Raw genomic sequence first — 12,652 nt, 5'->3', positions numbered from 1 at the left:
CTAGCTCATCTTGGTTTCAGACATAGCACGGGCGGCACTAGGCCGCCCGCAACTGGAGAAAAGTGCTCAGAGACCGCTGTTCTTGGCGGCCGTGTTCAGGGCATCCTCAGGCGAAGACTGGCCGAGAAGCGATTCCTGGATCGCCTGCTGCAGCGCGGTCGACAGCTCCTGGTATTTCGGCGTGGTCGGACGCGGGTACATGGCGGCCAGGCCAAGCTTGGCGGCGGCGATCAGCTCTTCCTGGCCCTTGGTGACCGCCGGGTCGTCATAGGAGGAGGCCCAGATCGGCAGCGAGAGCTTGGCATACTGGTTCTGCGTCGCCTGCGAGGTCATGAAGGTGATGTACTTCCAGGCTTCGTCCGGATGCTTCGAGACCGCGGTGACGCCGAGGCCCATCGAGCCGTTGACGGCCGACACCTCGCTGGTGCCAGTAACGCCCGGCGCCGGCACAACGCCGACCTTGCCCGCCACCTTACTGTCCTTCGGGTCGTTGGCCATGTTGTACATGTAGGTCCAGTTCAGCGCGAAGGCGGCGTCACCGTTTTCGAAGACCTTGCGCACGTCCTCTTCAAGGAATTCCTTGGAATTGGGATTGGTGAGGCCCGACTTGTAGCTGTCGACCATGTACTTCAGTGCCGCAAGGCCGCCGCCATTCTGGAAATCCGGCTTGCCGTCCTTGAGGAAGTCGCCGCCATAGGCGCTGACCAGCGTGGTGTAGTCGCAGATAGCGGCTTCGGCCTGCGACCAACTCCAGGCGATCGGAGTCTTCAGCAGGCCCTTGTCCTGGATGATCTTGGCCTGTTTGCCGAGTTCTTCCCAGGTCTTCGGCGGCGTCTTGATGCCGGCCTTTTCCAGGATCTCCTTGTTGTAGAAGAGATACTTGGTGTCGAGGATCCAGGGCATGCCGTAGGATTTGCCGTCGTACTGGACGGTGGTCCAGGCGCCGGGCAGCACGCCCTTCTTCATGTCGTCGGTGATCTTCGACGACACGTCGACCAGCACCTTGTTGGTCGCGTATTCGGCCGGCCAGATGACGTCGAACAGCACGACGTCGTAGCCGCCGCCCGACCCCTGCGCGAGCACGGTCTTGTCGTGCAACCCTTCATAGGGAACGAATTCGAGATTGACCTTGACGTCCGGGTTGGCCTTGGTGAAGGCATCGGTCATGGCGCGGACATCGGCCTCGCTGTAGGCGGCCTGCGCCATGAACAGCGCATTGAGCGTTGTCTCGGCGAAAGCGTGGGGAACGAGCAATCCCCCCGCGAAGACCGCGCCGACCAGTGTTTTCGTGATTGTCCTAAGCATCTTTTTCTCCCATTTCCGGTGTTGTCGGGCCGGCGCCGCGGGCGTTTCGCATCGCCTTCCCGGATCCATGTCGCGTGACCTGATGGTTATCCGGCTGACCAGTGGCTACAGGGCTGAGGCCCTGGCCATCTTGTTTTGGGGCGTCGGTTCACATTAAGTCAATCCGCTTGACTTAATTAGTCGATCAATATTCTAATGGAGTCAAGAGGGGAAAAACCGGTGGACGATATCAGCCCGATCCGCGCCAAAAGCGGCACCAACCAGGAAGGCACCAGCGCGCACAATCGCCGTGTCATGATCGAGGCGCTGCGTCTCAATGGCGCCCTTTCGCGTGCCGACCTGGCGCGGGCGACGCAGCTCACCAAGCAGGCCGTCTCCAACATCATCGAGGATCTCGAAAGCGATGGTCTGGTCGTGGCTCTCGATGCGGTGCGCAAGGGCAGGGGCCAGCCGTCGACCCCCTACAGGCTGGTGCCCGAAGGCGCCTTCGCCATCGGCCTGCAGATCGACCGCTACCTGACGCGGGCTGTCGCCGTCGACCTGGTCGGCAGCGTGCTGGCGCGCGCCGAGGCCAACCTGCCGTTCGATGAGCCATCAAGGGGCGTCGAGGTCATCCTCGGCCTGATCGGCGGCGTCAGGCGTGAGCTGGCGGGCATCTCCTCGCAGTCGGAAGAACGGCTCGTCGGTCTCGGCGTCGCCATGCCCGGTCCTTTCGGACTGAAGAATTCGGATGACAAATGGATGATGCCGGCCTGGCAGAAGTTTCCGCTGCTGGAGACGCTGGCCGCCGGGACAGGGTTGAATGTCGGCCTGCAGAACGACGCCGCCGCCTGCGCTACGGCGGAACGCATCGTCGGCGCGGCGCACGGCGTCGATCACGCTGTCTGCCTCTATGTCGGCTATGGCATCGGCACCGGACTGATCCTCAATGGCGAGCTCTACAGCGGCGGCCACGGCAATGCCGGTGAAATCGGCATGGCCTTGCTGGCGCCTGCCGGGTCCGGCTCGACGCCGCTCGAGCATCGCGCGTCGCTGGCCTCGCTCTACCAGCATCTCGACCTCAACCCGGCCGATGACGATATCTACCAACAGATGAACGCCCTGGTCGTTGCCGAGGATCCCAAGATGATGGCCTGGATCGATGGGGCGGCGCATGATCTGCGCTGGAGCGTGCACCTCATCGAGACGATGTTCGATCCGCAGACCGTCATCCTCACCAGCGGGGCGCCGGAAACGCTGGCGCGTCGCCTGGTCGAGGCGATGCATCCGCTGCTGCCGTCGATCGCCGACCGGCCCGGACGGACCCTGCCGCGCCTGCAGCTCGGCACCACCGATCCCTGGTCGATCGCGCTGGGCGCCGCGGCGGCACCAATCAGCCGCGCCTTCGATCCGCTGTTTTCGGCGATACTGAAGACGCGATCCCGTGGCGCCTGAAGGCCACCGGCTCTCCGCTTTTCTGTCCCGACACCGCGTCAGGCGTCGTCACACAGGGTTCATTGTGCAGACATAGCGTTCGTCCCGGTTCTTTGCTGCGATGCAATAGGAGTGGGACATGGTGGACATAGTTTCTAGTGAGGCGGGCATTCCGAGACCGGAGCATCCGCTGGATCATTCGGGTGGCGCCAAATGGTTCCTGCCGGCCTTTGGCGTGCTGGTGGTGGTCGGCATCGTCTATGTCGGCTACGCGCTCAGCCAGGATCTGGCCGAAGCCAAGACCGTGCCATGGATCCTGCTCGGCATCGCCTTGCTGATCGCGCTCGGCTTCGAATTCGTCAATGGCTTCCATGACACCGCCAATGCGGTGGCGACCGTCATCTACACGCGCTCCCTGCCGGCCGAATTCGCCGTCATGTGGTCGGGCGTCTTCAACTTCCTCGGCGTCCTCACCTCGAGCGGCGCGGTCGCCTTCGGCATCCTGTCACTGCTGCCGGTCGAGCTTATCCTTCAGGTGGGCTCCTCCTCCGGTTTCGCCATGGTGTTCGCGCTGCTGGTCGCGGCGATCCTGTGGAATCTCGGCACCTGGTTTCTTGGCCTGCCTGCCTCGAGTTCGCACACGATGGTGGGCTCGATCATCGGCGTCGGTCTTGCCAATCAGTTCATGGCACCTGCCGGCAGCGCCACCAGCGGCGTCGACTGGTCGCAAGCGACCAATGTTGGCGTGACCTTGCTGGTGTCGCCGATCATCGGTTTCTTCGCCGCCGCGATCCTGCTCTATGCGATGAAGCTGCTGGTGCGTAATCCGGCGCTCTATGAGGCGCCGAAAGGCAACACGCCGCCGCCCTGGTGGATCCGCGGCCTGCTTATCTTCACCTGCACCGGCGTCAGCTTCGCACATGGCTCCAACGATGGGCAGAAGGGCATGGGCCTGATCATGCTGATCCTGATCGGCGTCGTGCCGACGGCCTTTGCGCTGAACCGCACGCCCGACATCAATTATCTCGAGGCCTACAAGTCGGCTTCGGTCGGCGTCGAGCAGGCGCTGGGCAAATATGTGAAGCCCGGCATCACCGTCACCGACGCCAAGGCTGCCGTCCAGGATGCCGTGCGCACCCGGACCTGGAACGACCAGACGACGGTCGCGCTGCAGACCTACATCCACAACACGACGGCTTCGCTGCAGCCCTACGCGTCCGTCGAAAAGGTGCCGACCGACCTCGTCAGCAACGCCCGCAACGACATCTACCTGATCGGCGAGGCGTTGAAGCTGATCGACAAGAAGCAGCTGCTGCCGATGCAGGCCGCCGACCTCAAGGCGGTGACCGACTACCACAAGGCCGTCGACAACGCGACGAAGTTCATCCCGCTATGGGTGAAGGTTGCCGTCGCCCTGGCCCTTGGGCTCGGCACAATGGTCGGCTGGAAGCGCATTGTCGTGACAGTCGGCGAGAAGATCGGCAAGAGCCATCTGACCTATGGCCAGGGTGCCGCCGCCGAACTCGTGGCGATGGTGACCATCGGCATGGCCGACCGGCTTGGCCTGCCGGTGTCGACAACCCATGTGCTGTCGTCGGGCGTCGCCGGAACGATGGCCGCCAACGGCTCGGGCCTGCAATGGTCGACGGTGCGCAACCTTCTGCTTGCCTGGGTGCTGACGCTGCCGTGCTCGATCACGCTCGCCTTCGTCTTGTTCATCGTCTTCCGCCAGGTGTTCTGAGCGGCAGTCACGAATTGATATGAGAACGGCGCCGGTTTCGGCGCCGTTTTCGTTTGAGACTGCTTGGGCTTGCTCGGGATCGTGGTCGCCGAATGCCATTCAAGCCAACGCCTCCAGGCGCGGTTCCAAGCGCCTGGAGGTATTGGTTGGTGCGAGCCGGCGGATTTGCCGATACCCTTCGTCCGGCGAAGGCGTCGGCGAGGATCTCAGGTCGGATCTTCGCGGTGCAGATCGTGAATGGCGACGCCCTCGACATTGGTCGGCAGGGTCAGCCACTGGCGATGGCGCAAGGTGCGCTGCGTATCCTCAAGGCCCATCTCCCAGTGCTCGCGCATCGAGGTGCCGGAGAATTCGTAGTCCTTGGCGTGTCCTTCGTAGCCCTTATGCTGGTAGATCAGGTGCACGATGTTGACCACGCCGGCATTCGAATAGTCCTCGATCAGCTCTTTCTCGCCATCCTTCAGCAGTTCGGCAGGGACGCGCTTCAACGCATCGAGCAGCTTCATCTTCAACGCATGGATGCGCTGGAAATTGTCGGTGTTCTGGCGGGTGCGGCTCGAATACATGATGTCCTTGTGCCGCGACAGCACATCGGCCATGCCGCGCGGCAAGGTGCCGCGCGCACTGAACAGGTCGACCTGGAACACCAGCGACGAGCAGTCCTCTTCCTGGTCGAGAAGATATTGCAGCGGCGTGTTGGAGACGATGCCGCCATCCCAGTAGTATTCGCCCTCGATGCGGATCGACGGGAAGGCCGGTGGCAGCGCACCGCTGGCCATGATGTGTTCCGGCTCTATGCGAACCTTCTCGGTGTCGAAATAGACGAAGTTGCCGGTCCTGACATTGACCGCGCCGACGCTCAGCCGCTTCTTGCCGTCGTTGAGGATATCGAAATCGATCAGGCTCTCCAGCGTCTGCTTCAGTTCGGCCGTGTCGTAGAAGCTGGTTGCGCCCTCGGCGCCGGGCTGCTCGAACCAGGGGTTGGGGTTACGCGGCTTGAAGAAGCCGGGCTGGCCCATGGTCATCGTCATCCATGAACTGGTGCGGTTGCGGATGTCGCGATAGATGTCGCCCTCGGGCGTATAGGTCCAGATCTTGCGGCCCGAGATCGTCTGCCAGAATTGCTCGAGACGCTGCAGCCGGCGGCTCGATTCATTGCCGGCAATGATCGCCGCGTTGATGGCGCCGATCGAGACGCCGGACAGCCATGTCGGCTCGCAGCCGGCGTCGGCCAGCGCCTGATAGACCCCAGCCTGATAGGCGCCGAGCGCGCCGCCGCCCTGGAACACCAGCGCTATGCGGTCATACTGCGCCGAGATTTCCTCGATGGTGGCGGCAGCAGCCTTCTTGCGGTTGCGTTCGAGCACGGCTTGGTCTCCGACTTTTGTTTGGGCTCTGAGTGGTCAGGCGCGGTCGGCGAGATAGTCGTGAACCACCTCGCCCAGGCCAAGTGTCAGATCGGCGGTGAAGTGGACGGCCGACACAATGTCGAGCACCGGCAGCCGCGCCACGTCGGCCATGACGTGAGGCCGCAGATCAAGTGCCGCGGGAGCGGTCCAGGCTTCCTTCAGCGTGACGTCGGTAAGGTGATAGCGCACCAGTTCGCAGATGCGCGGCGTGCCGTCGACATGCGGGATGATCTTGATCAGGAAATTGGGCGCGGCGAGCGCGGCGAGGACCTGATCATGATCAGCGACCTTGTGCTTGTAGCCCATCGTGCCGGTGGCGCACAGGACGCTGCCATAGTGCAGCGTGCCGACGATCACTTCGCCTTCGTGGACGATCTTGGGGTTGGCCAGTTTCTTCGGAAAGCCCCACAGTTCGCGGCCGCCGGCGATCGGCGCATCATCGTCGAGATACATGGAATGGACGTAGGCGCCATGCTGGCCGTTGTAGCGCACGGGGATGACCTGGCCGGTTTCGGTATAGTCGCCGAAGCCGGTCGAGTCGGGCATGCGGATGAACTCGTACTTGACCAGCGGCTCGTCGATCTCCAGCGGCTCCGGCACGACCGCCTCGAGCGCCTCGCGCGTCGTGCGATAGGTGATGATGACGTATTCGCGGTTGAAGAAACGATACGGCCCGGGCGGGAAGGACGGATTGGTCAGCGGCATCGCATGGGCGCGCTTCACGACATCGGCGATCTGCAAGGCGGTAGCCCCATCCGGTTCAGGAATGACTGCGCGAATGCGCTTCGATTTATGTTGCACGGCACCATGACAGTGCCGTGTCAGCCTTCCGACCATCCCCTCCCACGGGCCTGTTGACGCCGTCGCAACCCTGTAATCGGACCGACATATGGCTGTGGCAGTGTCATGCTGCGGCGCACAAAGCCGCCTCGTTCGTCCCTCCCTCCTCTCGCGAGATCACCATGGCTTTCCTGTCTTCAAAGAACGCACTCGTCACCGGCTCGACCAGCGGCATCGGCCTGGCGATCGCCCGCGCCTTTGCCGCCGAAGGCGCCAACGTCACGATCAACGGTCTTGGAGATGCGGCCGCAATAGAGCAGGAGCGGGCCGGCATCGAGAAGGACTTCGGCGTCAAATGCCGCTACTCCGATGCCAATATGATGGACGGCGCGGCGGTGAGCGTCATGGTGCACGAGGCCGAGGCCGCGTTCGGCAGTCTCGACATCCTGGTCAACAATGCCGGCATCCAGCATGTCGCGCCGATCGAGGAGTTTCCCGACGACAAGTGGGAGGCCATCATCCGCATCAACTTGCTGGCGACGTTCTACGCCATCAAGGCGGCGCTGCCCGGCATGAAGGCGCGCAAATGGGGCCGCATCATCAACACCGCCTCGGCCCATGCGCTGGTCGCCTCGCCGTTCAAATCCGCCTATGTGTCGGCCAAGCACGGCATTTCGGGCCTGACCAAGACGGTGGCTCTCGAGGCAGCGCTTGACGGCGTCACCGTCAATGCGATCGCGCCGGGCTACGTCTGGACGCCGCTGGTCGAAAAACAGATTCCCGACACGATGAAGGCGCGCGGCATGACCGAAGAACAGGTCAAGCATGACGTGCTGCTGGCGGCCCAGCCGACGAAGGAGTTCGTCACCGTCGACGAGCTTGCGGCGCTGGCGCTGTTCCTGTGTTCGGATGCGGCCAGGCAGATCACCGGCACGACCTTGCCGATGGATGGCGGCTGGACCGCACAGTAGAGGGTAGTTCCCAGGCGTTCGATCCGCTGGCAGGTGCCGCAGGCGCCAGCAGCAGAGCACTCCGGTCCGGTCCATGAAAGTCATCCAGATATCCGATCCGCATCTGATGGCCCCTGGCGGCCTTCTGCACGGTTCTGATCCGTTGGCACGGTTGGAAGCCTGCCTTGCCGATATCGGCAAGAACCATGCTGACGCCGAACTGGTGGTGATTTCCGGTGACCTGACCAATGACGGCGAGCGCGCCGCCTATGCGGCACTTAGGGAAAAGCTGGCAAGGTTCGTTCCGCCTTGCCGGCTGATGCTCGGCAACCATGACGACCGGGCGCTGTTTCTCGAGATGTTCCCGGGAGCCGCTACCGGGAACGGGTTCGTCCAGAGCGTCGTCGATTGTCGCGAGGGCCGCCTGATCCTGCTCGACACGCTGGACAGCGGACATGTCGAGGGCAGGCTTTGCGCGGCGCGCCTGGAATGGCTCGATGAGCGACTGCAAGAGGCGGGCAATCGGCCGGCCTTCCTCTTCATGCACCATCCGCCGTTCAGGATTCACATCCCCGAACTCGATCGTGTCAGGCTCGCCGATGCCGATGCCTTGCACGCGATTCTGCTGCGCCACGGCAATGTCCGTCATATCTTCGCAGGACATGTCCATCGGTTGATTGCCGGCAGCTGGCGCGGCATAGCCGTCAGCACGCTGCGCAGCACCAACCACCAGACCGCGCTCGATTTCTCGGGGAGCTGGAGCCTGGGTCACGAGCCGCCCGCCTATGCCGTGATCTTCATCGACGCGGATGGCGTGGTCGTGCATTTCCACGATTTCCCAATCGCCGCCGCCCCTACGCACTGACAGTCTGGCGAACAAGCTCCGGCTGCCCTTGCCAGGAATGGCGGCATTCAAACACGCCTGACTTCATGTCTGGGCCGCGCGCTTTCCCAGCGAACCGTTGGGCTGCGCGAGATCGGACTCTCCCAGCCACTTTTTCGCCCCCGGACCGGGCTGCCGGAAAGTGCCCTAAACGCATGCAAATTGGACATTAGTCTTGACAGAAATACATATGTTCAATACCCGTCAAGCAATTGAACAGCCTGCAATGTGGGAGGAATAAGCGGTATGGCTTCCAATGTTTCGTTGACGGGCCTTGCCCGTGATCTCGATGATCGCGCCAAGTCGGGCAAGCCCATCCGCATCGGCCTGATCGGCTCCGGCGAGATGGGGACCGATATCGTCACCCGCGTCGCCCATATGTCCGGCATCGAGATCGGCGCCATTTCCGAGCTGAACCTGCCCGCCGCCAGCAGGGCGGTGGATATCGCCTTCCAGGAAACGGGTCATGCGCGCGAGGTGTCGAACGCTTCGGCGATGACGGCGGCGATGGAGGCCGGCAAGGTTGCGGTCACCAACGACGCCAATCTGGTCATCAACAATGATCTGATCGACGTCGTCATCGACGCGACCGGCGTTCCCGCCGTCGGCGCCGAGATCGGCTTGCGCGCCATGGAGCATGGCAAGCATCTGGTGATGATGAATGTCGAGGCCGACGTCACCATCGGCGCCTATCTGAAGAGCGAGGCCGACCGGCTTGGCGTCACCTATTCGCTGGGTGCGGGCGACGAGCCGTCCTCCTGCATGGAACTGATCGAGTTCGTCTCGGCGATGGGCCATCCGATCGTCGCCGCCGGCAAGGGGAAGAACAATCCGCTCAACATCGATGCCACGCCGCCCGACTATGAAGAGGAAGCGAAGCGGCGGCATATGAATGTGCGCATGCTGGTCGAATTCGTCGACGGCTCCAAGACCATGGTCGAGATGGCGGCGATCGCCAACGCCACCGGGCTGGTTCCCGACAAGGCCGGCATGCACGGCCCAGCGGCGACGCTTGGCGAATTGTCCAAGGTCCTGGTGCCGCGGAAGGATGGCGGCGTGCTGTCGCGGGTCGGCGTCGTCGATTACTCGATCGGCAAGGGTGTGGCGCCCGGCGTGTTCGTCGTCGCCGACATGTCGCATCCGCGTATCTCGGAGCGCATGGAAGATCTGAAGATGGGCAAGGGCCCGTACTTCACCTTCCACCGTCCCTATCACCTGACCTCGCTCGAAGTGCCGCTGACCTGCGCCCGCGTCGTGCTCTACGGCAAGGCGGACATGGTGCCGCTGGCGAAGCCCGTGGCCGAAGTCTGCGCGGTGGCCAAGAAGGACATGAAGCCCGGCGAGAAGCTCGACGCGATCGGCGAATATTGCTACCGCGCCTGGATCATGACGGCGCCGGAGGCGCGTGCCGCCAAGGCCATTCCCTGCGGCCTGCTGCAAGGCGGCTCGGTGACCGCGCCGATCAAGAAAGGCGAGCTCATCACCTATGCGAACGCCGCCCCCGCGGCGGGCTCCAAGATCGCCGAACTGCGCGCCCGCCAGGACAAACTCGTCTACGGCACCGTGGGAGCGTGATCATGGCCGGAGCCAGCAAAGCCGTCGCGGACAGCCGCGCCAACCTGCCCTTCGTCTATCGCCAGTACAGCGCCGAGCAGCTCAAGCAGGTGCTGCACAAGATGTACCTCATCCGCCGCTTCGAAGAGGGCGCGGAGGAGTGCTACACGCGCGGCCTGATCCACGGCACCATGCATCTGTCGATCGGCCAGGAAGCCAGCGCGATGGGCATCTGCATGCCGCTTGCCGAGGATGACCAGATCACCTCGACGCATCGCGGCCATGGCCACTGCATCGCCAAGGGCGCCGAGGTCAAGCGCATGTTCGCCGAGTTCTTCGGCAAGACCACCGGCTACTGCAAGGGTCGCGGCGGATCGATGCACATCGCCGATGTCGCCAAGGGCAATCTCGGCGCCAATGGCATCGTTGCCGGCGGCATCCCGATCGCCGTTGGCGCGGGGCTGTCCTCCAAGATGATGAAGACCGGCAAGGTCGTGGTCTCCTTCTTCGGCGACGGCGCCAACAATGAAGGCGCCTTCCATGAGGCGCTGAACATGGCCGCCATCTGGAAGCTGCCGGTGATCTTCGTCTGCGAGAACAACGGCTACGGCATGTCGACATCGACGGCCCGCTCGACCGCCGTCAAGAACATAGCTGACCGCGCCGCCGCCTATTCGATGCCCGGCGTCATCGTCAACGGCAACATCTTCTCCGAAGTCGCCCAGGCATCGCACCAGGCTGTCGCCCGAGCCCGCGCGGGCGAGGGGCCGACGCTGATCGAATCCAAGACCTATCGCCATCGCGGCCATTCCAAGAGCGACCGCAATCGCTATCGCACCAAGGAGGAGATCGAGGACTGGATGTCGAACCGCGATCCGATCACCCTGTTCGAAAGCGAGCTGCGCGAATTCGGCTTCATCGATGACAAGGGCATCGAGGCCATCCGCAGCGCGGTGGCGCAAGAGATCGCCGACGGCATCGAGTTCGCCAAGGCGAGCCCGTCTCCGGATATCCGCACCATTCAGAATTATGTTTACACGGAGCAGGCTTGATGGACGCGATGGTGCGTGAACTGAGCTACGCCCAGGCGATCCAGGAGGCCATGGCGATCGCCATGGACATGGATGAACGCGTCTTCCTTATGGGCGAGGATATCGGCGTCTATGGCGGCGCCTTCCAGGTAACCGGCGACCTGGTCGAGCGTTACGGCACCGAGCGGGTGATCGACACGCCGATTTCGGAATTGGGCGGCGCCGGCGTCGCGGTGGGTGCCGCCGTCACCGGCATGCGGCCGATCTTCGAGTTCCAGTTCTCCGATTTCGCCACGCTCGCCATGGAGCAGATCGTCAACCAGGCGGCGAAGATGCGCTTCATGCTGGGCGGCGAGGTTTCGGTTCCCCTGGTGATGCGGTTTCCCGCCGGCTCCGGCACCGGTGCGGCGGCCCAGCACAGCCAGAGCCTCGAGGCATGGCTCGGCCATGTGCCCGGGCTCAAGGTCATCCAGCCGGCGACGCCCCATGATGCCAAGGGCATGCTGCTGGCGGCGGTCGCCGATCCCGATCCGGTGATGATCTTCGAGCACAAGCTGCTCTACAAGATGAAGGGCCCGGTGCCGGAAGGCTACTACACGGTGCCGATCGGCAAGGCCGACATCCGTCGCGAGGGCCGGGATCTCACCATCGTCGCCACCTCGATCATGGTGCACAAGGCGCTCGAAGCCGCTGCGGCTCTCGAGGCCGAAGGCATCGACATCGAAGTCGTTGATCTCAGGACCATCCGGCCGATGGACAAGCAGACCGTCATCGACAGCGTCAAGAAGACGTCGCGACTGATGTGCGTCTACGAAGCGGTCAAGACGCTGGGCATCGGCGCCGAGGTCAGCGCCATGATTGCCGAGAGCGAAGCGTTCGATTACCTCGACGCGCCGATCGTGCGGCTGGGCGGCGCCGAAACGCCGATCCCCTACAATCCCGAACTGGAAAAGGCTGTTGTGCCGCAGGTCCCCGACATCATTGCCGCCGCGCGCGACCTCGCGAAAGGGGTTCGCTGAGCGATGCCGACCGAAGTCATTCTTCCCAAGGTCGACATGGACATGGCGACCGGACAGATCTCGCGCTGGTTTGCCGAGGAAGGCGCCAGGGTCAAGAAGGGCGATGTGCTGTTCGAGATCGAGACCGACAAGGCGGCGATGGAGATCGATGCGCCGGCAAGTGGGGTCCTGCGTAACGTCACCGGCAAGGAGGGGATAGACATCCCGGTCGGCGCGCCGGTTGCGTGGATTTATGCCGATGGCGAGGCCTACGGGGCCAAGCAAGATGCGGCGCCGGTGAAGGTCGAAGCTCCCACCTCCCTCTCTGATGGGGGAGGTCGCGCCACAGGCGCGGGTGGGGGTGAACCCACCGCCGCGACCCCCACCCCGGTCGGAAGGCCGGCCGACCCTCCCCACAAGGGGGAGGGTGAAGGTCGTGCCCGTGCAACACCGTTGGCTCGCCGTCTGGCGCGAGAGGCAGGGCTGAGCCTCTCGGCCCTAGCAGGCACCGGCCCGCATGGCCGCGTGGTGAAGGCCGATGTCGACGCGGCGATTGCCGGCGGCGGTGCCAGGCCTGCCGCGAAGGCC

General features: G+C 63.6%; 11 protein-coding genes. 8 read left to right on the top strand and 3 right to left on the bottom strand.

Annotated elements, in window-relative coordinates:
* Positions 1–66 precede the first annotated feature (66 nt).
* A complete protein-coding gene (locus tag OOJ09_RS24285) occupies positions 67–1,305 on the bottom strand; it encodes an extracellular solute-binding protein (protein WP_269907630.1) in 1,239 nt (412 codons plus the stop codon).
* Between the two features lie 219 nt (positions 1,306–1,524).
* On the opposite strand from OOJ09_RS24285, the gene OOJ09_RS24280 reads away from it, so the two are divergent.
* Entirely contained in the window at positions 1,525–2,739 is a 1,215-nt protein-coding gene (locus OOJ09_RS24280) for an ROK family transcriptional regulator (protein ID WP_269907629.1), read from the top strand.
* 118 nt (positions 2,740–2,857) lie between these two features.
* A complete protein-coding gene (locus OOJ09_RS24275) occupies positions 2,858–4,459 on the top strand; it encodes an inorganic phosphate transporter (RefSeq protein ID WP_269907628.1) in 1,602 nt (533 codons plus the stop codon).
* A gap of 206 nt (positions 4,460–4,665) precedes the next feature.
* On the opposite strand, the gene OOJ09_RS24270 is transcribed toward OOJ09_RS24275, so the two are convergent.
* Entirely contained in the window at positions 4,666–5,826 is a 1,161-nt protein-coding gene (locus OOJ09_RS24270; protein ID WP_269907627.1) for a patatin-like phospholipase family protein, read from the bottom strand.
* Between the two features lie 36 nt (positions 5,827–5,862).
* Positions 5,863–6,609, bottom strand: coding sequence for an acetoacetate decarboxylase (locus OOJ09_RS24265; protein ID WP_269907626.1), 747 nt, complete (start codon positions 6,607–6,609; stop codon positions 5,863–5,865).
* 221 nt (positions 6,610–6,830) lie between these two features.
* Here OOJ09_RS24265 and OOJ09_RS24260 point away from each other — a divergent pair, with 221 nt between their 5' ends.
* From OOJ09_RS24260 to OOJ09_RS24235, 6 genes are all read left to right on the top strand, one after another.
* Positions 6,831–7,619 carry a 3-hydroxybutyrate dehydrogenase gene (locus OOJ09_RS24260; RefSeq protein WP_269907625.1) on the top strand — a complete coding sequence of 263 codons (789 nt, stop codon included), beginning with the start codon at positions 6,831–6,833 and terminating at the stop codon, positions 7,617–7,619.
* A gap of 73 nt (positions 7,620–7,692) precedes the next feature.
* Positions 7,693–8,463, top strand: a complete 771-nt coding sequence (locus tag OOJ09_RS24255; RefSeq protein WP_269907624.1) for a phosphodiesterase — start codon at positions 7,693–7,695, stop codon at positions 8,461–8,463.
* Between the two features lie 264 nt (positions 8,464–8,727).
* Positions 8,728–10,056, top strand: coding sequence for an NAD(P)H-dependent oxidoreductase (locus tag OOJ09_RS24250; protein WP_269907623.1), 1,329 nt, complete (start codon positions 8,728–8,730; stop codon positions 10,054–10,056).
* A 2-nt stretch (positions 10,057–10,058) separates the two neighbouring features.
* Complete coding sequence (locus OOJ09_RS24245) at positions 10,059–11,087, top strand: thiamine pyrophosphate-dependent dehydrogenase E1 component subunit alpha (protein ID WP_269907622.1); 1,029 nt, start codon at positions 10,059–10,061, stop codon at positions 11,085–11,087.
* Positions 11,087–12,085 carry an alpha-ketoacid dehydrogenase subunit beta gene (locus OOJ09_RS24240; protein ID WP_269907621.1) on the top strand — a complete coding sequence of 333 codons (999 nt, stop codon included), beginning with the start codon at positions 11,087–11,089 and terminating at the stop codon, positions 12,083–12,085. Before OOJ09_RS24245 ends, OOJ09_RS24240 begins: the two co-directional genes overlap by 1 nt.
* Positions 12,086–12,088: 3 nt before the next feature.
* Positions 12,089–12,652 (top strand): E3 binding domain-containing protein (locus OOJ09_RS24235; protein ID WP_269907620.1); only part of this gene is annotated, 564 nt, incomplete at its 3' end.

It is taken from the genome of Mesorhizobium qingshengii (assembly GCF_027563465.1).
GTDB lineage: Bacteria > Pseudomonadota > Alphaproteobacteria > Rhizobiales > Rhizobiaceae > Mesorhizobium > Mesorhizobium qingshengii_A.
The sequence above is the reverse complement of the archived record's forward strand: the minus strand, read 5'-3'. Positions and strand labels throughout refer to the sequence as shown.

Coding starts and splice junctions, on each gene's coding strand:
- OOJ09_RS24285 (WP_269907630.1), bottom strand. CDS start 1,305: ATGCTTAGGACAATCACGAAAACACTGGTCGGCGCGGTCTTCGCGGGG.
- OOJ09_RS24275 (WP_269907628.1), top strand. CDS start 2,858: ATGGTGGACATAGTTTCTAGTGAGGCGGGCATTCCGAGACCGGAGCAT.
- OOJ09_RS24260 (WP_269907625.1), top strand. CDS start 6,831: ATGGCTTTCCTGTCTTCAAAGAACGCACTCGTCACCGGCTCGACCAGC.
- OOJ09_RS24255 (WP_269907624.1), top strand. CDS start 7,693: ATGAAAGTCATCCAGATATCCGATCCGCATCTGATGGCCCCTGGCGGC.
- OOJ09_RS24250 (WP_269907623.1), top strand. CDS start 8,728: ATGGCTTCCAATGTTTCGTTGACGGGCCTTGCCCGTGATCTCGATGAT.
- OOJ09_RS24245 (WP_269907622.1), top strand. CDS start 10,059: ATGGCCGGAGCCAGCAAAGCCGTCGCGGACAGCCGCGCCAACCTGCCC.
- OOJ09_RS24240 (WP_269907621.1), top strand. CDS start 11,087: ATGGACGCGATGGTGCGTGAACTGAGCTACGCCCAGGCGATCCAGGAG.